Raw genomic sequence first — 21,814 nt, 5'->3', positions numbered from 1 at the left:
GGGTCGGTGCGGGGGTGGCCGGGGGTCGGTGAAACGGCGCCGGGCCGTACCGCCGGTGGCGGTACGGCCCGGTGGGGTACCGGGGTGCCCGTCGCGATGCGGTGGCGGTCGTCAGGAGGCGCGGCCGGCGAGCTCGTAGCCGGCCTCGTCCACGGCGGCGCGGATCGCCTCGTCGTCCAGGGCCGACGCGGAGACGACGGTCACCTTCCCGGTCGCCGCGACCGCCTGCACCGAGCTGACGCCCTCGATGGCGGAGATCTCCTGGGAGATCGCGCCCTCGCAGTGGCCGCAGGTCATGCCGGTCACCTGGTAGACGGTGGTGACGGTGCCGGACTCGGTGCCGGCCGCCGTCCCGGAGCCGCCGCAGGAACCGTCGGTGGTGCAGCAGGAACCGGTGTTGGCCTCGGTGCTCATGGCTGTCTCCTGTGAGAGTGGATACGCATGGGTGTGTCGGGAGTCCTGGGGGTTGCCCCCTCGGCTCCGACATGAGGAACTCTATACCCCTAGGGGGTATGAAGTCATCTCCCCTCGCCGGTTCGTGGCGGCGCGGCGGGTCGGGCCCGTGTGGGGGTGTGGCCGGATCCCGCGAGGGCCGGCTTCACTCCCGTCGGGACCGGTTGCCGGGGCGGCGTGCCACCCAGCTCCGCACCGTGTCCGCGTACCAGTAGGGCTTGCCGCCCTCCACGTGGTCGGGAGGCGGCAGATGGCCGTGCTTGCGATAGGACCGCACCGTGTCGGTCTGTACGCCGATGTGTGCGGCGATCTCCTTGTACGACCAGAGCTTGCGGTCGGTCATCTCCCGTGCCTTCCTGCCGGCGCCGCGGACTCGGCCGGAGGCCGGTGGGCGTCGCGGCGTGATCGCTGTCGACCCCACAGCCTGTGCCCGAAGGGCGGCGAATCGTGACGGGAAGAAGGGTGCTGTTAAGCGCCTGTAACGGAAGTTCCGCATAACCGTGACATCAGCCATGGATATGTAACAGTCCGGACAAGTGTGTCAATCCACCTGGTCGGGGACCCCGCCCTGCTCTGCCGGATCCGCCATGCGCCGCGCGATCTCGGCCGGGGACACCGGGCGGCGCTCCCGCCGGGACAGCTCGCCCGCCTCGGCCACCAGCAGGGCGGCCAGCGCCTGCTGCCCGGGGCAGGGGTTGGGGCCCTGGCCGCGTACCGCTGCCAGGAAGGCGGCGAGTTCGGCCCGGTAGGCGTCCGCGAAGCGCTCAAGGAAGCCGGGCCACGGGTGTGCGGGGGCGGCGGGGCCACCTGGCTCGGCGGAGGTGAAGGGCGTACGGGCGTCCAGCCCGACCACCCACTGGTCGCGCTCCCCGGACAACTCCATCCGCACGTCGTACCCGGCGCCGTTGTAGCGGGTCGCGGTGGAGCTGACCAGGGTGCCGTCGTCCAGGGTGAGCAGGACCGCCGCGGTGTGCACATCGCCGGCCGCCCGGAAGGCGTCCGCCCCACCGGTGTCGCTGCCCACCGCGTAGACCTCCACCACCTCGCGCCCGGTCAGCCAGCGCACCGCGTCGAAGTCGTGCACCAGGCAGTCCCGGATCAGACCGCCGGAGTGCGGCAGGAAGCCGGGTGGCGGGGGCGCGGCGTCCGAGGTGACGGTGCGGACGGTGTGCACCCGCCCCAGCCGCCCGGAGCGGTAGGCCTGCCGCGCCGCCAGGTACCCGGCGTCGAAGCGCCGCTGGAAACCCACCTGGAGCCAGGTGCCGGCCGCCGCCACCTCCCGCAGCGCCCACTCGGTGCCGGCCAGGTCCGGGGCGATGGGCTTCTCGCAGTACACGGGCAGCCCGGCGCGGGCGGCCCGCACGATGAGTTCGGCGTGCGCGGCGGTGGCGGCGGTGATCACCACCGCGTCCACACCCGCCGCGAAGACCGCGTCCACGCTCCCCGCGAGTACCGCGGCCGCGCCCGCCGCGGGAGCCACTTGCGCGCCGCCCGTGGGCGTGGCGGGAGGGCCGAGGTGGGCGGCCAGCCGGAGGGCCCGCTCCGGCTCCGCGTCGCCGATCAGCAGCGCCTCCACGCCCGGCACCGCCGCCAGCGCGGCCGCGTGGAAGGAGCCGATCCGGCCCGCTCCCAGCAGTCCCACCCGCATCTCAGCTCCCGTCCGACGAAGGGTCCACCGGCGCCACCGCCGGCGTCAGCGGTAGAGGGCGGGCCGCTCGGCCAACTCCACGGTGACCCGCTCCCCGGTGGCCTGCGCGCGCACCCCGGCCTCGCAGACCGCGGCCGCCGCATAGCCGTCCCAGGCGCTGGGGCCCTGGACCTCGCCGCGCCGGGTGGCGTCCACCCAGGCCTGCACCTGCCGGTCGTACGCCTCCCGGAAGCGGGCCACGAAGTCCTGCGCGATCTCGCCTCCCCAGCCTCCGGCACGGTTGACCAGCATCTGGTGCGACTCGCCGATCCGGGCGGTGCCCCGCTCGCAGACCGCCTCGGCCTGCACCTGGTAGCCGAAGCCGCAGTTGGCGAAGATCTCCACGTCCACCAGCACCCCGCCGTCGGTCTCGAAGATCACCAGCTGCGGATCGCCGATCCCCGCCGGGGCGTGCGCGCTGGGCCGGGGCCGCAGCACCCGTACCGCGGTGATCTCCTGCCCCAGCAGCCAGCGGGACTGGTCCATCTCGTGCACCACCGAGTCGTTGACGAGCATGGGCTCGGTGAAGAAGGAGGGCACCGAGGCGTTGCGGTGCCGGCAGTGCAGCAGCAGCGGGCGGCCCAGCTCCCCGCTGTCCAGCAGCTCCTTGAGCCGGGCGAACTCCGGGTCGTACCGGCGCATGAAACCCACCTGCACCCGCCGGTGCCCCAGGCGCTGCTCGGCCTCCAGCACCCGCAGCGCGGAGGCGGCGTCCGGGGTGAGCGGCTTCTCGCACAGCACCGGCAGATCGTGCCGAAAGGCCTCCAGCAGCGCGGCCTCGTGGGCCGGTCCGGGGCTGGCCACCAGCACCGCGTCCACCTCGGCGGCGGCCATCGCGGCGGCCGGGTCGGTGTACGCCGCGCAGCCCTCGATCCGGTCCGCGACGGACTTGACCCGCTCCGCGTCGATGTCGACCACCGCGGCCACCCGCGCCCCGCTGATCACCTCGTCGATCCGGCGTACGTGGTCGGCGCCCATCCGGCCGGTGCCGATGACGGCGACGCCGAGCGTGCCCTGCTGGGTCATGGACGTTCTCTCCTTGTGCTCTCGCGGTGGTGCGTACGCCCCGCGGCCGGGTCCGACCCGGGCCGTTCCCGGCGGCGGGGCGCGGTCAGGCCCCGCAGCCGCGCAGATAGCGCCGGGTGCGCCGGGCGATGGGCAGCGGCTGGTCGGGCGGGCAGGGGTACATGTCCTGTTCCACGATGGCGAACAGATCGGCGTCCAGCCCCTGGGCCGCGGTCAGCACCGGTTCCAGGGCCGGGATCCCGGCGGGCGGCTCGCACATCACCCCGCGCCGCACGGCGGGCCCGAACGGCACCCCGTCCCGGACCACCTCGGCCAGGACCGCCGGATCGACCTGCTTGAGGTGGAGGTAGCCGATCCGCTCCCCGTAGGTCTCGATCAGCTTGACGCTGTCGCCCCCGCAGTAGGCGTAGTGCCCGGTGTCCAGGCACAGGCGCACCAGCTCCGGGTCGGTGGCGTCCAGGAAGCGGGCGACGTTCTCCTCGGTGTCGATATGGGTGTCGGCGTGCGGGTGCACCACGATGTCCAGGCCGTAGCGCTCCTTCACCTCGCGTCCCAGCCGCTCCGTGCCGGTGGCCAGCAGCCGCCACTGCTCGGCGGTCAGCTCCGGGGCCTCGATCAGCTCGGCGGTCTTGTCGTCCCGCCAGAAGGACGGGATGACGACCAGGTGCCGGGCGCCCATGGCCCGGGTGAGCGCGGCGACCTCGGAGACATGGGCCCAGGTGGCGTCCCAGACCGCGGGGCCCCGGTGCAGGGCGGTGAAGACGGTGCCGGCCGAGACGCTCAGCCCGCGCCGGGCGGTCTCCTCGGCGAGTCGGGCGGGGTCGGTCGGCAGATAGCCGTACGGGCCCAGTTCGATCCAGGCGTAGCCCGCCTCGGCGACCTCGTCCAGGAAGCGTGGCCAGGGGACCTGCTGGGGATCGTCGGGGAACCACACACCCCAGGAGTCGGGGGCCGAGCCGATCCTGATGCGGTCCAGGGAAGCGGCAGTCATCGCCACGGGCTCCTCTCGCCGGTCGTGTCGGCAGCTTCACCGGCCGGGTGGGCGGGCGTCAAGGGTAGGTCAGGACATACGGACGTAAGGTCAGGTGGCCCGGCGCCGGGCGCGCTTCGATCCGCCGGGCCGTCGAGGTTTCGGCATCGGGGGATTGCCGTATGGACGTCCGTATGTAAGGACAAATCCTTGACAGGCTCGGCGGGCGGCCTCTAGACCTGAGGTGCCGCCGCCGCGACCAGCGGCGGCGCGGTACGCCGCCCGGAGCGCATCCCAGGGACCGGAAGGGGCAGTATGAGCGCGCCGCACGACCCGTACGACCTGATCACCATGGGACGGATCGGGGTGGACATCTACCCGCTGCAGATCGGGGTGCCGCTGGCCCGGGTGGAGACCTTCGGCAAGTTCCTCGGCGGATCGGCCACCAATGTCGCGGTGGCCGCGGCCCGCCTCGGCCGGCGCAGCGCGGTGATCACGCGGACCGGGGCCGACCCCTTCGGCGACTACCTCCACCAGGCGCTGCGCGAGTTCGGCGTGGACGACCGCTGGGTCACCCCGGTCGCCGCCTACCCCACGCCGGTCACCTTCTGCGAGATCTTCCCGCCGGACGACTTCCCGCTCTACTTCTACCGCCGGCCCAAGGCCCCCGACCTGGAGATCCACCCCGAGGAGCTGGACCTGGAGGCGATCGGCGCCGCACGGGTCTTCTGGGTCACCGGCACCGGGCTGTGCGAGGAACCCAGCCGCACCAGCACCCTGGCCGCGCTGGCCGCCCGGGACCGCGCCGGCACCACCGTGTTCGACCTGGACTGGCGCCCCATGTTCTGGGCCGACCCGGAGCAGGCCCGCCGCCACTACGCCCAGGCGCTGCGGTACGCCACCGTCGCGGTGGGCAATGTGGACGAGTGCGAGATCGCCACCGGCCTGCGCGAACCGGCCGCCTGCGCCCAGGCCCTGCTGGACGCGGGGGTGGAACTCGCCGTCGTCAAACAGGGGCCCAAGGGGGTCCTCGCCGTGCATCGGGACGGGGCCGTCGCCGAGGTCCCGCCGGTGCCGGTCGAGGTGGTCAACGGGCTCGGCGCGGGCGACGCGTTCGGCGGCGCGCTCTGCCACGGCCTGCTCGCCGACTGGGACCTGGAGCGCGCGGTGCGGTACGCCAACGCGGCCGGCGCCATCGTCGCCTCCCGCCTGGCCTGCTCCTCCGCGATGCCCACCGACGCCGAGGTGCACGCCGTGCTCGGCGACTGACCGCCACACCTGCCCCACGTGCCGGCGCCCCGCATCCCCCAGCCAAGGAGCCCCCACTTGAGCATCAGCATCCCCGACCTGGTCACCGTGCGCGCCCGGCACCCGGAGGCCATCGCGGAGGCGGCCGCCCGCCGGGTGCGCCGGCCGCTGATCGGCGAGAGCGGTCGGCTGATGATCATCGCCGCCGACCATCCGGGGCGCGGCGCGCTGTCCGTCGGCAACCGCCGGCTGGCCATGGCCAACCGGCGGGATCTGCTGGAGCGGCTGTGCCGGTCACTGGCCCGCCCCGGGGTGGACGGGGTGCTGGCCACCGCCGACATCCTGGAGGACCTGCTGCTGCTCGGCGCCCTGGAGGGCAAGGTGGTGATGGGCTCGATGAACCGCGGCGGACTGGCCGGCGCCGCCTTCGAACTGGACGACCGCTTCACCGGCCACCGGCCGGAAGACCTCACCCGGCTCCGCTTCGACGCGGGCAAACTGCTGCTGCGCATCGACTACACCGACCCCGGCTCGCTCACCACCATGGCGACCGCGGCCCGCGCCATCGACGCCATGGCGGAACACCGGCTGCCCGTCTTCGTGGAGCCGTTCATCTGCCGGCGCACCGGCGGCCGGGTGGTCAACGAGCTGACCGCCGAGGCCGTCACCCGCTCCATCGCCATCGCCTCGGGCCTCGCCGGCACCTCCGCCTACACCTGGCTGAAGGTGCCGGTCACCCGGGACGCGGCGGAGATGGCCGCGGTGATGGAGACCTCCACCCTGCCCGCGGTGCTGCTCGGCGGCGACGTGGGCGGCACCGCCCGGGAACAGCAGGAGGCCTACGAGCGGTGGCGCACCGCGCTGCGGCTGCCGACGGTGCAGGGCCTGGTGGTGGGGCGTTCGCTGCTCTATCCGGCGGACGGCACGGTGGAGGACGCCGTGGACACCGCGGTCGGCCTGCTCTGAGGGGAGCGGCATGGAAACCCCAGGAGTACGGGCACACCCCACGCGTACGGGCACACCCCGTCAGTACACCCCGCGAGTACGGATCCCCGCGCAGACGGACACCCCTCGCTTCACCCCCCGTACGCCTCGTACGCCCCGAGCGCCCACCGACCACCCCGTACGCCCCGTGACCGGCACATCCGGCCGTACGGCCCGTACCGACCCTTGGGGAGGCTTTCGCCATGACAGCCGGCACCGACAGCACCGACAGCACCGCCAAGACCGACAGCACCGCCAAGACCGACCGCACCACCGAGACCAACAGCACCGACAAGACCGACCGCACCACCAAGACCAACAGCACCGACAGGACCGCCGGACCCGGCGAGCTTCATCTGGCCGCCGGCCGGGCCGCGGACGGCCCGTACGCCGTGCGGGTGGACCCGGAACGGGCCGGCTGGGGCTATTCGGCCCTGCGGGTGCTGGGGCTGCCGCCCGGCGGCGGCCACTCCTTCCGCACCGGTGACAGCGAGTGGATCGTGCTGCCGCTGCGCGGCGGCTGCACCGTCCGCACCGGTCAGCAGGAATTCGAACTGCACGGCCGGGCCGATGTGTTCAGCGGGGTCACCGACTTCGCCTATCTGCCGCGCGATGCCGAGGCCCGGATCGACAGCGCCGCCGGTGGGCGGTTCGCCCTGGCCGGCGCCCGCTGCGAGCGGGTGCTGCCCGCCCGCTACCAGCCCGCCTCCGCGGTCCCGGTGGAGCTGCGCGGCAGCGGCGGCTGCTCCCGGCAGGTCAACAACTTCGCCGCGGCGGACGTCTTCGACTGCGACCGGCTGATCGCCGTGGAGGTGCTCACCCCCGGCGGCAACTGGTCCTCCTACCCGCCGCACAAGCACGACGAGCGCCGCCCCGGCGAGGAATCCGAGTTGGAGGAGATCTACTACTTCGAGATCGCCCCCGCGCCGCACGGCGGGCCCGGCCTCGGCTACCAGCGGGTCTCCTCCTCCGGCCGGGGCCGCGGCAGCGAACTGCTCGCCGAGGTGCGTGACGGGGACACCGTGCTGATCCCGGACGGCTGGCACGGCCCGTCCATCGCCGCCCCCGGGCACGACATGTACTACCTCAACGTGATGGCCGGCCCTGGACCCGAGCGGGCCTGGCTGATCTGCGACCACCCGGAGCACGCCTGGATCCGCGGCACCTGGCCCGACCAGCCGGTCGACCCCCGGCTGCCCCGCTACACCGCACCCACCGGAGACGCCCGATGACCTCCCCCACGTCCCCCGCCGCGCCTTCCGCCGCCCGGGGCACCCGGCGGCTGACCGTCGCCCAGGCCCTGGTGGAGTTCCTGGGCCACCAGTACACCGAGCGGGACGGACACCGCCGCCGGCTGATCGCCGCCTGCTGGGGCATCTTCGGCCATGGCAACGTCGCCGGCATCGGCCAGGCCCTGCTGGAGTCGGGACCGGACACCCTGCCCTACCTCCAGGGCCGCAACGAACAGGCCATGGTGCACGCCGCGGTGGGCTTCGCCCGGCAGTCCGACCGGCTCTCCGCCCAGGCGGTCACCACCTCCATCGGCCCCGGCGCCACCAACCTGGTCACCGGCGCCGCCCTGGCCACCATCAACCACCTGCCGGTGCTGCTGCTGCCCGGCGACACCTTCGCCACCCGCCCCGCCGACCCGGTGCTCCAGCAGCTGGAGGTCCCGTACGCGGGAGATGTCTCGGTCAACGACTGCCTGCGGCCGGTCTCCCGCTACTTCGACCGGATCCACCGCCCCGAGGCGCTGATCCCCGCCGCCCTCCAGGCCATGCGGGTGCTGACCGACCCGGTCGACACCGGGGCCGTCACCCTGGCCCTGCCGCAGGACGTGCAGGCCGAGGCGTTCGACTGGCCCGAGGAGTTCTTTGCCGACCGCGTCTGGCGGGTGCACCGCCCCGAACCGGACCCGGCCGCGCTCGCCGAGGCGGTCCGCGCGGTGCGCGCCGCCCGCCGGCCGCTGATCGTCGCCGGCGGCGGGGTGCACCACAGCGAGGCCGAGGAGGCGCTGCGGGAGCTGGCCGAGGCCACCGGCATCCCGGTGGCCTCCACCCAGGCCGGCAAGGGCGCACTGCGCCACGACCACCCCGCCGACGTCGGCGGCATCGGGCACACCGGCACCGCGGTCGCCGACGACCTGGCGCGCACCGCCGACCTGGTGATCGGCGTCGGCACCCGCTACACCGACTTCACCACCGCCTCCGCCACCCTCTTCGCCCACCCCGGCGTGCGCTTCGTCAACCTGAACACCGCCGCCTTCGACGCCCACAAGCTCGCCGCCACCGCCCTGGTGGCCGACGCCCGCGCCGGTCTGCGGGCCCTGGCCCGGGAGCTGGCCGGCCATCGGGTCGACCCCGGCTACACCGCCGAGCACCAGGCCGCCAAGGAGCGCTGGGAGGCCCGGGTGGACGCCGCCTACGCCGCCCCCGACCCCTCGGTGCGGCCGTCCCAGAGCCAGGTGCTGGGCGCCCTGGACGCGGTGGTCGACGAGCGGGACGTGATCATCAACGCGGCCGGCTCGCTCCCCGGCGACCTGCACAAGCTCTGGCGCGCCCGGTCCCGGCGGCAGTACCACCTGGAGTACGGCTACTCCTGCATGGGCTACGAGATCCCGGCCGCCATCGGGGTGCAACTCGCCGCCCCGGACCGCCCGGTGTGGGCCCTGGTCGGCGACGGTACGTATCTGATGATGCCCACCGAGATCGTCACCGCCGTACAGGAGGGCCTGCCCATCAAGATCGTGCTGCTGCAGAACCACGGCTACGCCTCCATCGGCGGCCTCTCCGAGGCGACCGGCGGCGAACGCTTCGGCACCGCCTACCGCTTCCGGGACGCCGAGGGCCGCTTCACCGGCGACCCGCTGCCGGTCGACCTGGCCGCCAACGCCGCCTCGCTCGGCATGGACGTCCTGCGCGCCGGCACCGTCGACGAACTGCGCCAGGCACTCTCCACCGCACGCGCCGCACAGCACCCCGCATGTGTCTATGTGGAGACCCGAACAGCCGACACAGTGCCGGGCGCGCCCGCTGCCCAGGCGTGGTGGGATGTGCCCGTCGCCCGGACCGCGACCCGGCAGGCCGCGGTCGAAGCCCGCGCGGCCTATGACCGCCAGGTCGCCGCCCGCCGCCGCCACCTGTGACCGACAGAAAGGGCTCAGCCATGAAGACCGTCAACCACTGGATCGGTGGTACGTCCGTCGAGGGCGCGTCCGGGAACTTCGGGCCCGTCTACAACCCGGCCACCGGCGCCCAGGACACCCAGGTGGCGCTGGCCTCCGTGGCCGAGGTGGACGCCGCCGTGGCCGCCGCCAAGGAGGCGTACCGCTCCTGGGGCACCACCTCGCTGGCCAAGCGGACCGCCATCCTGTTCCGCTACCGCGAGCTGCTGGAAGCCCGCAAGGACGACATCGCCGCGCTGATCACCGCCGAGCACGGCAAGGTGCACTCCGACGCGCTCGGCGAGGTGGCCCGCGGCCTGGAGATCGTCGAACTGGCCTGCGCCATCAGCCACAAGCTCAAGGGCGAGCTGTCCACCCAGGTCTCGGGCGGCGTGGACGTGGCCTCGATCCGCCAGCCGCTGGGCGTGGTGGCCGGCATCACCCCGTTCAACTTCCCGGCCATGGTGCCGCTGTGGATGTTCCCGGTGGCCATCGCCTGCGGCAACACCTTCGTCCTCAAGCCCAGCGAGAAGGACCCCTCGGCCTCCGTCCTGCTGGCCGAGCTGGCCGCCGAGGCGGGCGTACCGGAGGGCGTGCTCAACGTCGTCCACGGTGACAAGATCGCCGTGGACCGGCTGCTGGAGCACCCGGACGTGGCCGCGGTCAGCTTCGTCGGCTCCACCCCGATCGCCAAGTACATCCAGGCCAAGGCCGTCGAGCACGGCAAGCGGGTGCAGGCGCTCGGTGGCGCCAAGAACCACATGCTGGTGCTGCCCGACGCGGACCTGGACGTGGCCGCCGACAACGCCATCAACGCCGCCTACGGCTCGGCCGGCGAGCGCTGCATGGCCGTCTCGGTGGTCGTCGCGGTCGGCTCCATCGGCGACGAACTGGTCAAGCGGATCGCCGACCGGGCCACCCGGCTGAAGATCGGCCCCGGCACCGACCCGACCTCCGAGATGGGCCCGCTGATCACCCGCGAGCACCGGGACAAGGTCGCCTCCTACGTGCACGGCGCCGCCGCCCAGGGTGCCGAGGTCGTGGTGGACGGCACCGGCCACACCGTCGAGGGCCACGAGAACGGCTTCTTCATCGGCGTCTCGCTGCTGGACAAGGTGCCCACCACCGCCGACGCCTACCAGGACGAGATCTTCGGCCCGGTGCTCTGCGTGGTCCGCGCCGAGACCTACGAGGAGGCCATCGAGCTGATCAACTCCTCCAGGTGGGGCAACGGCACCGCGATCTTCACCCGGGACGGCGGCGCCGCCCGCCGCTTCCAGCTGGAGGTGGAGGCCGGCATGGTCGGCGTCAACGTGCCGATCCCGGTCCCGGTCGGCTACCACTCCTTCGGTGGCTGGAAGGACTCGCTCTTCGGCGACCACCACATCTACGGCAACGACGGCGTGCACTTCTACACCCGCGGCAAGGTCGTCACCACCCGCTGGCCCGACCCCAGCGACGGCGGCATCAACCTGGGCTTCCCGCGCAACCACTGAGCCCGCGCCGCCCGGCCGCCGCGGCGTACGGGCCGTACGCTGCGGCGTATGGGCTGGGCACGGGCGCTGAGGGAAGCCGCGCAGACCGGGCTGGGCATCGAGCGGGGCCGGCTCGAGCCACTGGTCGCCCTGCGCTGCGCCTGCGGGGTGGCCCTGGTCATCGGATTCACCCTGTGGCTGGGCTCCCCGCAGCTGGCGGTCGCCTCGGCCTTCGGCGCCTTCGCCTCCGGGGCCGTCACCTTCCAGCGCAGCTGGCGGCCCCGCCCCGCCCTCGCCCTGGCCGTCGCCGCGGGCCTGGGGATCAGCACCTTCCTCGGCTACCTGGCCGGGGCGCACACCGCGGTCTTCGTGGCCATGCTGGCCGTGTGGACCCTCCTCACCGGCATGGCCTGGGCCATCGGCCCGGTCTCCGGCCTGGTGGCCACCCAGATGGTCGCGGTGATGCTGGTCACCGTCACCCTGCCCACCTCGGTGCGCGGCGCACTGGACCACGCCGCGCTGATCGCCCTCGGCGGCGTCGTCCAGGCCGCGTTGATCGTCCTCTTCCCGGTACGGCCCTGGGGCAGGCAGCGCGACGCGCTCGCCGACGCGCTGGCCGCCGTCGCCGACTACGCCCGCCGACTGCGGCACGACCCCCAGGCCCCCTTCGACCCGCAACCCCTGATGGAGGCCCGCCGCGCCGCCGCGCTCACCCCGCGCCAGGCCCGCACCCGCCCCAGCCAGCTGGCCGGCTTCCGCGGCCTGGCCGAACGCATCCGCCCGCTGCTCGCCTCGCTGGCCGATCCGGTGGTCGGCGCCCCGCCCTTCGGCCCGCAACGGGACCGGGTGCGCGACCTGCTGGCCGCCACCGGCGCGGTGCTGGACGCGGTGGCGCACGCGGTACGGCGCGGCGAGACGGTACGGCTGCCGCCGCAGGCCATGGCCGCCCTGGAGATGCCGGCCGGCGGGCCGATGCTGGACGGCGCCGCCCGCCGCGCCGCGCTCCGGCTGATGGCCCTGGTCGGCGAGGTGGTCGAGGCCACCCAGGGCCCGGTGGAGGCGGTCGGCGCGGACGGCCGGTACCGCCATCTGCCCAGACCCACCGGCCCCGGCACGGTCACCGCGGCGCTGAACCGGCTCCTCCACCAGGCCCGCCCGTCCTCACCGATCTTCCGGCACGCGGTGCGGCTGTCCGCGGTGACCTGCTGCGGCTATGTGCTGGGCGCCGCGCTGCCCTGGGGCCACGGCTACTGGGCGCCGCTGACCTCGGTGATGGTGATGCGCCCCGACTTCGCCCGCACCTACTCCCGCGGGGTCGGCCGCTTCGCCGGCACCGTGATCGGGGTGCTGGTCAGCGGCCTGATCATGGCGCTGGCCCACCCCGGCCCGCACCCCAGCGCGGTGCTCGCGGTGGCCTGCGCGGGGGCCTTCTACCTGCTGATCCGCACCGGGTTCGTGGTCACCTCCGCCTGCGTCAGCGGCTATGTGGTCTTCCTGCTGGGCATCGCGGGGGAGGGCTGGTCGCAGACGGTGCTGGCCAGGGTGGCGCTCACCCTGCTGGGCGGCCTGCTGGCGATGGCCGCCTACGCCCTCTTCCCCGCCTGGGAGACCCCGCTGCTCCGGGACCGGCTCGCCGAGCGGCTGGCCGCCACCGGCCGGTTCACCACCGCGGTCCTGGACGCCTACGCCCGCCCCGCCGAACGCCGCCCCCGCCAGGTGAGGGAGGCCCAGCTGACCTCCCGGGCGGCCCGTGCGACCTGGGAGGACAGCCTGTCCCGCGCCGAGCGGGAGCCCGTACCCCACCCGGACCTCACCCGCGAATCGGCCCATGAGGCGGGCTCCGCGGTGGACGCCATGGCCCGGGTCGCCGTACTGCTGGCGGCGCACCTGCCGGCGCGGGACGTGCCGCCCGACCCGGGGGCCGAGGAGTTCACCGAGGCCCTGCGGGAGTGCCTGCCGGCGGCGACCCGGGCGGTACGGCTCAGCGAGCCGTTGGACTGGGCGGCGGTGGAGGCGGCCCTGGAGCGCTGGCAGCGGGAGGCGGGGGAGGAGCCGGGGGTGGCACTGCGCGGGGCGGAACTTCTCACCGAAGCGTTGTCGGATGTGGCGGCGGCGTTGCCCCCGGGTGGGGAGCGCTGAGGCGCGTACGGGTGCGCTGTCGGCTGCCGGTTGTGGGTGGCTGATCGCGCAGTTCCCCGCGCCCCTTTGGGGCGCGGGGGTCACCCCGGACGGAGTCTGGGGGAGGAACTGCGCGATGGCCGCAGCCGGCCCGCAGCGGAACGCCGGGTCAGCCCTTACGTCCGCCACGCAACTGCGCCCGCAGGAACTCGCGGTTCATCGTCGAGATCGCCGTGAGTGGAATCCCCTTGGGGCAGGCGACCGCGCACTCACCGGTGTTGGTGCAGCCGCCGAAGCCCTCGGAGTCCATCGTCTCCACCATGTCCAGCACCCGCGACTCCCGCTCCGGCGCACCCTGCGGCAGCACGTTGAGGTGCACCACCTTGGCCGAGGTGAACAGCATCGCCGAACCGTTGGGGCAGGCCGCCACACAGGCCCCGCAGCCGATGCACTCGGCATGCTCGAAGGCGGTGTCGGCGACCGGCTTGGGCACCGGGGTGGCGTGCGCCTCCGGCGCGGAGCCGGTGGGCACCGTCACATAGCCGCCGGAGCCGATGATCCGGTCGAACGCCGACCGGTCCACCACCAAATCCTTGACCACCGGGAAGGCGGCGGCCCGCCAGGGCTCCACATCGATGGTGTCGCCGTCCGAGAAGTGCCGCATGTGCAGCTGGCAGGTGGTGGTCCGCTCGGGTCCGTGCGCCTGCCCGTTGATGACCATGCCGCAGGCGCCGCAGATACCCTCGCGGCAGTCGTGGTCGAAGGCCACCGGCTCCTCGCCGGAGAGGATCAGGTGCTCGTTGAGCTGGTCGAGCATCTCCAGGAAGGACATCTCCGGGACGATGCCGTCGACCTGGTACTCGGTCATGGCGCCCGGCTCCTCGGGGCCGCGCTGGCGCCAGATCCGCAGGGTGAGCCTCATGCGTAACTCCGCTGGGTGGGGTGGACGTACTCGAAGACCAGCTCTTCACGGTGGAGCACCGGCGGGCGGCCGACACCGCGGAACTCCCAGGCGGCGGCGTAGCAGAACTCCTCGTCCCGGCGCGCCGCCTCGCCCTCCGGCGTCTGGCTCTCCTCGCGGAAGTGCCCGCCGCAGGACTCGGTGCGGTGCAGCGCGTCGAGGCACATCAGCTCTGCCAGCTCCAGGTAGTCGACGACGCGGTTGGCCTTCTCCAGGGACTGGTTGAGCTCCTGGCCGCTGCCCGGCACCTTGATCCGCCGCCAGAACTCCTCGCGCAGCGCCGGGATCCGGTCCAGCGCCTTGCGCAGCCCGCTCTCGGTGCGGGCCATCCCGCACTCGTCCCACAGCAGCTCGCCCAGCTCCCGGTGGAAGGACTCCGGGGTGCGGTCGCCGTCGCTGGCCAGCAGCCGGTTCAGCCGGTCGGTGACCTCCTGCTCGGCGGCGAGGGCGGCCGGGTGCCGCGGGTCGACCTCGCTGTGCGGATGGCGGGCCAGGTAGTCGCCGAGGGTGGCCGGCAGCACGAAGTAGCCGTCGGCCAGCCCCTGCATCAGGGCGGAGGCGCCGAGCCGGTTGGCGCCGTGGTCGGAGAAGTTGGCCTCACCGATCGCGAACAGCCCGGGCACCGTGGTCTGCAGGTCGTAGTCCACCCACAGCCCGCCCATCGTGTAGTGGATCGCCGGATAGATGCGCATCGGCACCCGGTACGGGTCCTCGGCGGTGATCCGCTGGTACATCTCGAAGAGGTTGCCGTACCTGGCCTCCACCGCGTCCCGCCCCAGCCGGGCGATGGCGTCCGCGAAGTCCAGGTAGACGCCCTGCCCGCCGGGGCCCACACCGCGGCCCTCGTCGCACACGTTCTTCGCGGCCCGGGAGGCGATGTCGCGCGGCACCAGATTGCCGAAAGAGGGGTAGATCCGCTCCAGGTAGTAGTCCCGCTCCTGCTCCGGGATCTCGTTCGGCGGCCGGGTGTCGCCCTTGGCCTTGGGCACCCAGATCCGGCCGTCGTTGCGCAGCGACTCGCTCATCAGCGTCAGCTTCGACTGGTGGTCGCCGGAGCGCGGTATGCAGGTCGGGTGGATCTGGGTGAAGCACGGGTTGGCGAAGTGGGCGCCGCGCCGATGCGCCCGCCAGACGGCGGTGGCGTTGGAGTTCTTGGCGTTGGTGGAGAGGTGGAAGACATTGCCGTAGCCGCCCGAGGCCAGCACCACCGCGTCCGCGAAGTGGCTGGATATCTCGCCGGTGACCAGGTCGCGGGCGACGATGCCGCGGGCCCGCCCGTCGATGACGATCAGGTCCAGCATCTCGGTGCGCGGGTGCATCTCCACGTTCCCGGCGGCGATCTGCCGGGACAGCGCCTGGTAGGCGCCGAGCAGCAGCTGCTGGCCGGTCTGGCCGCGGGCGTAGAAGGTACGGGAGACCTGCACCCCGCCGAACGAACGGGTGTCCAGCAGCCCCCCGTACTCGCGGGCGAACGGCACCCCCTGGGCCACGCACTGGTCGATGATCTCCACCGAGACCTGGGCCAGCCGGTGCACATTGGACTCGCGGGCGCGGAAGTCGCCGCCCTTGACGGTGTCGTAGAAGAGCCGGCGGACCGAGTCACCGTCGTTGCGGTAGTTCTTGGCCGCGTTGATACCGCCCTGCGCGGCGATGGAGTGCGCCCGGCGCGGTGAGTCCTGGTAGCAGAACTGCACCACGTGGTAGCCCTGTTCGGCCAGGGTGGCGCCGGCCGCGCCGCCCGCCAGACCGGTGCCGACCACGATCACCGTGTACCCGCGGCGGTTGGCCGGGTTCACCAGCTTGGCCTCGAAGCGGCGGCGGTCCCAGCGCTCCTCGACCGGCCCCGGGGGCGCCTTGGTGTCCACCAGCGGCTCGCCGACGGTGTACTCGGTGTAGCCGCCCGGGCCGTCCTCGACTGCCAGGGATGCTTCGGCGGTGCTCATCTCAGCTCACGACTCCGGTCATCACGCCGATGGGAATGGAGATGAAGCCGCAGGTCAACACGGCTGCCAGCGCATTGGCCGCGGTCTTCAGGGCACGGTCGCGGCGCGGGCTGCCGGCGCCGAGGGTCTGCGCGGCGCTCCAGAACCCGTGCCGGATGTGGAATCCGAGGGCGAGCATCGCGGTGATGTAGATGGTGTTGCCGTACCAGGTGGAGAAGGTGGCCACCACGTTCTCGTACGGATGCCCCGGCTCGGCGTTCTCGTTGACGGTCAGCGTGGTCAGGTCCAGCAGGTGCCACACGACGAACAGGCCCAGGATCACCCCGCCCCAGCGCATGGTGCGGGTGGCGTAGCTGGCCCGCCGCCGCTGGTGTTGGTAGCCCTGGGGCCGGGCGGCCAGGTCGCGCCGGCTCAGCTGGTAGGCCGCCACGCCGTGCAGCACCACCGAGGCGGCCAGCCCCACCCGGACGATCCACAGGACCCAGTCCCGGTGCATGAACGGTTCGCCGATGACGTGCAGCCAGTGGGCGTACGCGTTGAACTCCCCGGCCCCGAAGAAGATCTTCAGGTTGCCCAGCAGATGGGCGAGGAGGTACGCCAACATGATCAGACCGGTGGCGGCCATGACCGCCTTCTTGCCCACGGTCGACCGCCACACGGAACGGGGAAGGGACGGCCTTCGATCCGGCCGCGTCGCCAATGCCATGGACACGACGTTAAGAAACCCGACCGCGATAAGTCCAAGACATGAAGCAGCTGGATTCCATAGGCGGGGCCTATCATCCATGGATGCAACTGCAACAGCTCCGCTACTTCGCCGCCGTCGCGGACACCCGTCACTTCACCCGCGCCGCGGAGCTGCTGCACGTCGCCCAGCCCTCGCTCTCGCAGCAGATCCGCGCCCTCGAACGCGAACTGGGCGCCGAACTCTTCCACCGCGCCCGCGGCAACATCACGCTCACCGACGCGGGTGAGGCGCTGCTGCCGCTCGCCCGGCAGATCCTGGCTGACACCGAAACCGCCCACCGCGAGGTGCAGGAGGTCGCCCAGCTGCGCCGCGGCCGGGTCCGGCTCGGCGCGCCCCCCAGCCTCTGCGCCAGCCTGGTCCCCGACGTGCTGCGCACCTACCACGAGCGCTACCCGGGCATCGAACTGCTCATCGACGAGGGCGGCTCCCAGGACCTGGTCCGCAGCCTGGCCGCGGGCGGACTGGACCTGGCGCTGATCATCACCCCGCTGGCCGGCGGCGCCCCCGCCCTGGCCACCACCGAGCTGCTCCGCGAGGACCTGGTGGTGGTCTCCGCGCCGACCGCACCGCCCCCGGTGCGGCACCGCCGAATCCGGGTCGCCGACCTGCGCGGGCTGCCCATGGTGATGTTCCGCCGCGGCTACGACCTGCGGGAGTTCACCACCGCCGCCTGCCAGGCGGCCGGCTTCGAACCCACCTTCACGGTGGCCGGCGGCGAGATGGACGCCGTACTGGGCTTCGTACGCGCCGATCTCGGCCTCGCCGTGGTACCCGGCATGGTGGCCGCCCGCTCCGGACTGCGGATCACCCCGTTCGCCCCCAAGGAGGGCATGCGCCGCACCATCGCCCTCGCCCACCGCAAGGACGTCGCCCCCACCCGCGCCGCCCGCGAACTGCGCCGGGTCCTCCTGGAACACCTGCCGACCCCCGACTGACCCGGGGTGTCGGGTGGCGCGCCCGGCTGGGCCGAGGGAGCCCGTACCTGAGGCCGCGGGTGGCCGGCGCCGGCGGCGCGGCGGTGCGGCCGGGCGTGGGGAGCCGGCGGTGCGGCCTTCCCCACCCCACCCGCGCTACTTACTTCTCGCGGTAGACCGCCGCCTGTGCCATCGCGTGCAGCTGGGCCGCCCACGCAGGGGGCAGTGCCGTCGAGACCGCCTCGTCGGCGACCTTGAGCCGCTCGGCGATGACCGCCTCGACCCGGTCACGGATCCCCGTGCGGATCAGCAGCGCGTGCAGCTCGTCGGGGTCGGTGCCCGGCAGGTCGTCGCCGACCAGCGCGCGTACCTCCGGCTCGTCACTCAGCGCGAAGGACATCAGCAGGGTCATCTTGTGCTGCTTGAAGTCCAGCCGGGCCGGCTTGCCGGTGACCTCGGCGCTGCCGAAGGCGTCCAGCAGGTCGTCACGGAGCTGGAACGCCTCGCCGACCGCCAGCCCGTACTCCTCGAAGGCCGCCAGCAGCCGCGGCGACCCGCCGGCCAGCGCCGCACCGAGGGCGAGCGGCCGGGAGACCGTGTAGCGGCCGGACTTGAACAGGGCGATCCAACGGGCCAGCGGCACATCCGGCTGGAACCGGGCCGCGGCCCGCACGTCCAGGAACTGGCCCACCATCAGCTCGGTGCACAGCTCGCCCCAGACCCGCCGGGCATGCGGCGAGGAGCCGTCCATCAGCCGCTGCGCGTAGACCAGGCCCAGGTTGCCCGCCAGGATCGCGACACTCTCGCCGTACCGCCGGGCCTCCCCGTGCCAGCCGCGATCGGTGTGCAGGGTGGCGTGCCGCATATGGGCGGTCGGCTCGTTCCGACGCAGCTCGGAGGCGTCGAACACGTCATCGTGCAGCAGCGCGGAGGTGTGCAGCAGCTCCAGCGCGGCGGCGGCGTCCACCGCCTGATCGGAGGCCGGATCGCCCCCGGCGGCCAGATAGGCGGCGATGCAGAACGAGGGGCGCAGCCGCTTGCCGCCGCTGGCCACCATGTGGGCCACGCAGTCCACCAGCTCCACCGCGTCCGGGTTCAGCTCCGCCCACTCCCGCCGCTCCCCGGCGAGGAAACCGGCCAGCCGGGCCTCCACCCGCTCCAGCATCGCGGCACGCAGCTCACCGGGGGCGGCGGCGTCCGGGGCGCCGGACGACGGGGGCTCGGTCACACTCACTGCACACTCCCTGGCATGGCGAAGAGGACGCCCTCGGCGGCGCCGTCCGATGGTGTCGACGTGGCCGTGCCCAGCCGCGTGGAAGGGGAGACTCCCGCCCGACGGGCCTACCCGGCACCAGCGCACCACGGGCGCCCCGGCCCCGTTCCCGGCCGCACCCGATGCTCCGCGCACCGGCGCCGAGACGTCTCTGACCAGCATATGCGCTCACCACCAGCCCGCATTCGGGGCCATGGCCATGCCGCGGGGGCGCGCTGGGCCGGGGCCACCCCGGCGTGCGCGGGGACCACGTCATCCTGGCCCGTGTCAGCGAGCACCCGCAGGGACTACCCCCGCATGCGCGGGGACCACGAAGTCGAACACCACACCGCGAGGAACTCCACGGGACCACCCCTGCATGCGCGGGGACCACTCGCCGCCAATCTGGTCCAGGTTCACGGTCTGGGGACCACCCCCGCATGAGCGGGGACCAGCTGTTCTTCCCGGTCGAGACCACCCGGCCCGCGGGACCACCCCCGCGTGCGCGGGGAGCACAGCAGCTTTTCCAGTGCGCCGGTCCGGATCATGGGACCACCCCCGCATGCGCGGGGAGCACTCAGCTTCTCGGCCCGCCGGCGGACTGCGGTGGGGACCACCCCCGCATGCGCGGGGAGCACGCACTCCGGCTGCTGAAGGGCGGGGACTACGAGGGACCACCCCCGCATGCGCGGGGACCACAGGAGCTGACCTGCGTGTTCATCTCGCGCGCAGGCCGTTTCACTCACTTCCCGAGACTCGGGCCAAAGGGTCATAACGGATACCGATCCAGCCTTCCTCCGTCTCATCGTCCGAACCTTCGCCGCTTTGCCGCCTTGCTCCACCCCTGGCGTGGTGGCTCGGTAATGGGACGGGTTGGGGACGGGGCCGCGGGGCGGTGGAGGAGGGTGAGGCCCTCGTGGTCCGTGGGGTGCCAGGAGTGATCGTGGGTGCGAAAGGTGAAGCCCTGCTCGTTGTCGGTGGTGTACGCGAGCAGCGCCCGGCCCTGGCCGGAGTACGTGAGGACTTCGTTCCAGAGGACATCGCGCACGCGGGCCGACGGTGAGCCGAGGAAGACGCCCGGAGAGATCTCCAGGAGCCATCGGGTCAGGAACCCGCGCAGGCCCGCCGGGCAGTTGGTGAGGACGATCACGGTCACCAGAGCGGCTCGTCCCCGTAGTTGCGTCCGCTGGTCAGCAGCCGGCCGCCGTCGGACTCGAGCCCTACGTGGTCCGCATCGAGGGCCGCCTCGGATGCCTCATAACGAAGCAGCTTCTTGATGTCGTTCGCGCAGCGGTCGAGGAGCCGAGCCCTGTTGATACGGTCCCGCAGGGCTCGTCGCGTACGGGTCGGGACGTCGTCCTCGCCCGCTGCCGCGGCGTCGAAGGCGGCCGGGATCGCGATCTCCGTCTTGTACAGGTCGGCGATGTCCAGCACGAAGGACCGCTCGTGCCCGGAGTGGACGAAGCCGAGCCCAGGGGAGCAGCCCAGCGCGGCGACCACGGCGTGGGCCACGCCGTACATGCACTGGGCCGCCGCCGTCACCCCCTGGTTGGGGGCGTCGGCGGCGGAGAAGTCGTCCTGGTGGTATTCGCGGCGCACCCACCGTACGCCGGTGCGAGCGGACTCCCGGCGGTAGCACTCCTTCAGCCGGCGGCCCTCCATCTGCAGTAGCTCTTGGCGAGTGCGGCCTGAAGGGTCATCGTCGGGGAAGCGCAATCGGTACATGTCCCGCGCCACCTCAAGCCGGGTGCGGCGGTTCGCCCACGCCGTGGCCTGCGCCTCGACCAGCCCCGAGGAACGGGTCAGGGCGCGCCCGCCCGCGTAGTACCGCACGCCGTGTTCGCCCACCCAGACCACCGCGGCGCCGCTGTCACCCAGTAGCGCCATCGCCTGGTGGGTCACGCGTGTCCCGGGGCCGAGCAGCAGGGTGCCGATCGTTGCCGAGGGGATGTGGGTGACGCCGTCCGTGTCGGTGGCGGTGATGGCGTTGTCCTCGCGGTGGACGGCGCAGCGTTCCAGGTAGAGGAACGAGGTCCGGTCGCCGACCCGGGTGAGTTCACGGGGCGAGGAGGCACCGCGCTTGCTGACCGCGGTCACGGCTTCACCGCACCGGGGCCAGTGTCATCAGGCCGCAGCCGTATGCCTTGGCCTTGCCCAGCCCGTGGGTCAGGGTGTGGCGGAATGCCGTGAGGTCGGTGATCCGAAGCCTGCCGTCATAGGTGGCGCGGGTGAAGCGCACATCAGGGGCGGCTGGAGCACGCCCGTTGCGGACTCCACCGGTTCGAACCTCGGCAGGACCCGTGCCCGAGGGCTTGCCGAAGCGGACGGGCGTCCGGTCGTGCACGATCAGTTCGTAGACCTCGTGCTCCTCACCGGGCATGTCGGAGCCGTCCTCGGCCTGCCTGCGGACCACGGCGAACCCCGCACGCTCCTGGTGCTTCAGCAGCCAGCCGATCTGGTGGCGGGTCGAGACATGGGCGGCGCGCTTGGTCGGCGCCCCCGGGGGATCGGACTCCCGGCGGATGTGGTGCACCGGGTTGGCGGTGAGGCGGAACGCCCAGGTGTCGCCCTGCCGGAGGGCGTCCAGGAACTCGGCGTACGCGAAGGTGGTCCACCCCTCCGGGCCCAGGCTGGGCCAACCGGCCTGCTCGACGAGGTGGGTGAGGTCGGGCCGGGAGGGGCTGGAGACGAAGAGGTCGACACGACCGGCTGACGTGTGGTCGAGCCGCCACAGGACTCGAGGGCCGTCACCATCACGTGCCGGGGGCTCGGGGAACGCCATGTTCACGGCACCGTGCAGGCGGTGCGGTGAGCCGAGGAGCCGGCGCGCCTCGGATCTGGCGGTGTTGAAACGGAATCGGGTCAGGTACAT

At 73.1% G+C, this 21,814-nt stretch carries 19 protein-coding genes and 1 CRISPR repeat array; of the genes, 7 read left to right on the top strand and 12 right to left on the bottom strand.

All coding sequences use genetic code 11. The annotated features are described in order from the left end of the window. Positions 1-111: 111 nt before the first annotated feature. The 5 genes from E4099_RS03005 to E4099_RS02985 all read right to left on the bottom strand — a co-directional run bounded on the left by E4099_RS03005 (position 112) and on the right by E4099_RS02985 (position 4,157). Complete coding sequence (locus E4099_RS03005; protein ID WP_135337323.1) at positions 112-414, bottom strand: heavy-metal-associated domain-containing protein; 303 nt, start codon at positions 412-414, stop codon at positions 112-114. 184 nt (positions 415-598) lie between these two features. After that, entirely contained in the window at positions 599-796 is a 198-nt protein-coding gene (locus tag E4099_RS03000) for a helix-turn-helix transcriptional regulator (RefSeq protein ID WP_135337322.1), read from the bottom strand. A gap of 198 nt (positions 797-994) precedes the next feature. Beyond that, positions 995-2,101, bottom strand: a complete 1,107-nt coding sequence (locus E4099_RS02995; RefSeq protein ID WP_135337321.1) for a Gfo/Idh/MocA family protein — start codon at positions 2,099-2,101, stop codon at positions 995-997. 45 nt (positions 2,102-2,146) lie between these two features. Next, positions 2,147-3,166, bottom strand: coding sequence for a Gfo/Idh/MocA family protein (locus tag E4099_RS02990; protein WP_135337320.1), 1,020 nt, complete (start codon positions 3,164-3,166; stop codon positions 2,147-2,149). An 85-nt stretch (positions 3,167-3,251) separates the two neighbouring features. After that, complete coding sequence (locus tag E4099_RS02985; RefSeq protein WP_135337319.1) at positions 3,252-4,157, bottom strand: sugar phosphate isomerase/epimerase family protein; 906 nt, start codon at positions 4,155-4,157, stop codon at positions 3,252-3,254. A 294-nt stretch (positions 4,158-4,451) separates the two neighbouring features. Here E4099_RS02985 and iolC point away from each other — a divergent pair, with 294 nt between their 5' ends. The 6 genes from iolC (at position 4,452) to E4099_RS02955 (ending at position 13,145) form a co-directional block, all read left to right on the top strand. Beyond that, a complete protein-coding gene (gene iolC, locus E4099_RS02980) occupies positions 4,452-5,405 on the top strand; it encodes a 5-dehydro-2-deoxygluconokinase (RefSeq protein WP_135337318.1) in 954 nt (317 codons plus the stop codon). 57 nt (positions 5,406-5,462) lie between these two features. Then, entirely contained in the window at positions 5,463-6,350 is an 888-nt protein-coding gene (locus tag E4099_RS02975) for a Cgl0159 family (beta/alpha)8-fold protein (RefSeq protein ID WP_135337317.1), read from the top strand. Positions 6,351-6,571: 221 nt separating this feature from the next. Further along, positions 6,572-7,600: a 5-deoxy-glucuronate isomerase gene (gene iolB / locus E4099_RS02970; protein ID WP_135337316.1), complete on the top strand. Its 1,029-nt coding sequence runs from the start codon at positions 6,572-6,574 to the stop codon at positions 7,598-7,600. Then, a complete protein-coding gene (iolD, locus tag E4099_RS02965) occupies positions 7,597-9,513 on the top strand; it encodes a 3D-(3,5/4)-trihydroxycyclohexane-1,2-dione acylhydrolase (decyclizing) (RefSeq protein ID WP_135337315.1) in 1,917 nt (638 codons plus the stop codon). Before iolB ends, iolD begins: the two co-directional genes overlap by 4 nt. Before the next feature lie 20 nt (positions 9,514-9,533). Beyond that, entirely contained in the window at positions 9,534-11,027 is a 1,494-nt protein-coding gene (locus E4099_RS02960; RefSeq protein WP_135337314.1) for a CoA-acylating methylmalonate-semialdehyde dehydrogenase, read from the top strand. Positions 11,028-11,075: 48 nt separating this feature from the next. Next, positions 11,076-13,145, top strand: coding sequence for an FUSC family protein (locus E4099_RS02955; RefSeq protein WP_135337313.1), 2,070 nt, complete (start codon positions 11,076-11,078; stop codon positions 13,143-13,145). A 148-nt stretch (positions 13,146-13,293) separates the two neighbouring features. Here E4099_RS02955 and E4099_RS02950 read toward each other — a convergent pair whose 3' ends face one another. The 3 genes from E4099_RS02950 to E4099_RS02940 are packed head-to-tail and all read right to left on the bottom strand — an operon-like array spanning position 13,294 to position 16,734. After that, positions 13,294-14,046: a succinate dehydrogenase/fumarate reductase iron-sulfur subunit gene (locus tag E4099_RS02950; protein WP_135337312.1), complete on the bottom strand. Its 753-nt coding sequence runs from the start codon at positions 14,044-14,046 to the stop codon at positions 13,294-13,296. Next, positions 14,043-16,028 carry a fumarate reductase/succinate dehydrogenase flavoprotein subunit gene (locus E4099_RS02945; RefSeq protein WP_135337311.1) on the bottom strand — a complete coding sequence of 662 codons (1,986 nt, stop codon included), beginning with the start codon at positions 16,026-16,028 and terminating at the stop codon, positions 14,043-14,045. The genes E4099_RS02950 and E4099_RS02945 overlap by 4 nt, the downstream gene beginning before the upstream one ends. A gap of 1 nt (position 16,029) precedes the next feature. Next, on the bottom strand, positions 16,030-16,734 hold the full coding sequence (locus tag E4099_RS02940; protein WP_135337310.1) for a succinate dehydrogenase cytochrome b subunit: 705 nt from the start codon (positions 16,732-16,734) through the stop codon (positions 16,030-16,032). Positions 16,735-16,817: 83 nt separating this feature from the next. On the opposite strand from E4099_RS02940, the gene E4099_RS02935 reads away from it, so the two are divergent. Further along, positions 16,818-17,711 (top strand): LysR family transcriptional regulator, encoded by an 894-nt coding sequence (locus tag E4099_RS02935; RefSeq protein ID WP_135337309.1) that lies wholly within the window; start codon positions 16,818-16,820, stop codon positions 17,709-17,711. 139 nt (positions 17,712-17,850) lie between these two features. On the opposite strand, the gene E4099_RS02930 is transcribed toward E4099_RS02935, so the two are convergent. The 4 genes from E4099_RS02930 to cas6e all read right to left on the bottom strand — a co-directional run bounded on the left by E4099_RS02930 (position 17,851) and on the right by cas6e (position 21,814). Next, positions 17,851-18,924: a polyprenyl synthetase family protein gene (locus tag E4099_RS02930; protein WP_245244548.1), complete on the bottom strand. Its 1,074-nt coding sequence runs from the start codon at positions 18,922-18,924 to the stop codon at positions 17,851-17,853. Positions 18,925-19,185: 261 nt separating this feature from the next. Further along, positions 19,186-19,637: direct repeats of the CRISPR family, unit length 25 nt; unit sequence GGGACCACCCCCGCATGCGCGGGGA. Positions 19,638-19,744: 107 nt separating this feature from the next. Beyond that, on the bottom strand, positions 19,745-20,098 hold the full coding sequence (gene cas2e / locus E4099_RS02925) for a type I-E CRISPR-associated endoribonuclease Cas2e (protein ID WP_135337308.1): 354 nt from the start codon (positions 20,096-20,098) through the stop codon (positions 19,745-19,747). Beyond that, positions 20,095-21,039 carry a type I-E CRISPR-associated endonuclease Cas1e gene (gene cas1e, locus E4099_RS02920; RefSeq protein ID WP_135337307.1) on the bottom strand — a complete coding sequence of 315 codons (945 nt, stop codon included), beginning with the start codon at positions 21,037-21,039 and terminating at the stop codon, positions 20,095-20,097. Before cas1e ends, cas2e begins: the two co-directional genes overlap by 4 nt. A 4-nt stretch (positions 21,040-21,043) precedes the next feature. Then, on the bottom strand, positions 21,044-21,814 hold the full coding sequence (gene cas6e / locus E4099_RS02915) for a type I-E CRISPR-associated protein Cas6/Cse3/CasE (protein WP_135337306.1): 771 nt from the start codon (positions 21,812-21,814) through the stop codon (positions 21,044-21,046).

The sequence above is a fragment of the Streptomyces palmae genome (assembly GCF_004684805.1).
In the GTDB taxonomy this organism is placed as follows: Bacteria; Actinomycetota; Actinomycetes; order Streptomycetales; family Streptomycetaceae; genus Streptomyces; species Streptomyces palmae.
Note: the sequence above shows the minus strand (reverse complement) of the source record. Positions and strands in the feature narration are given on the sequence as shown.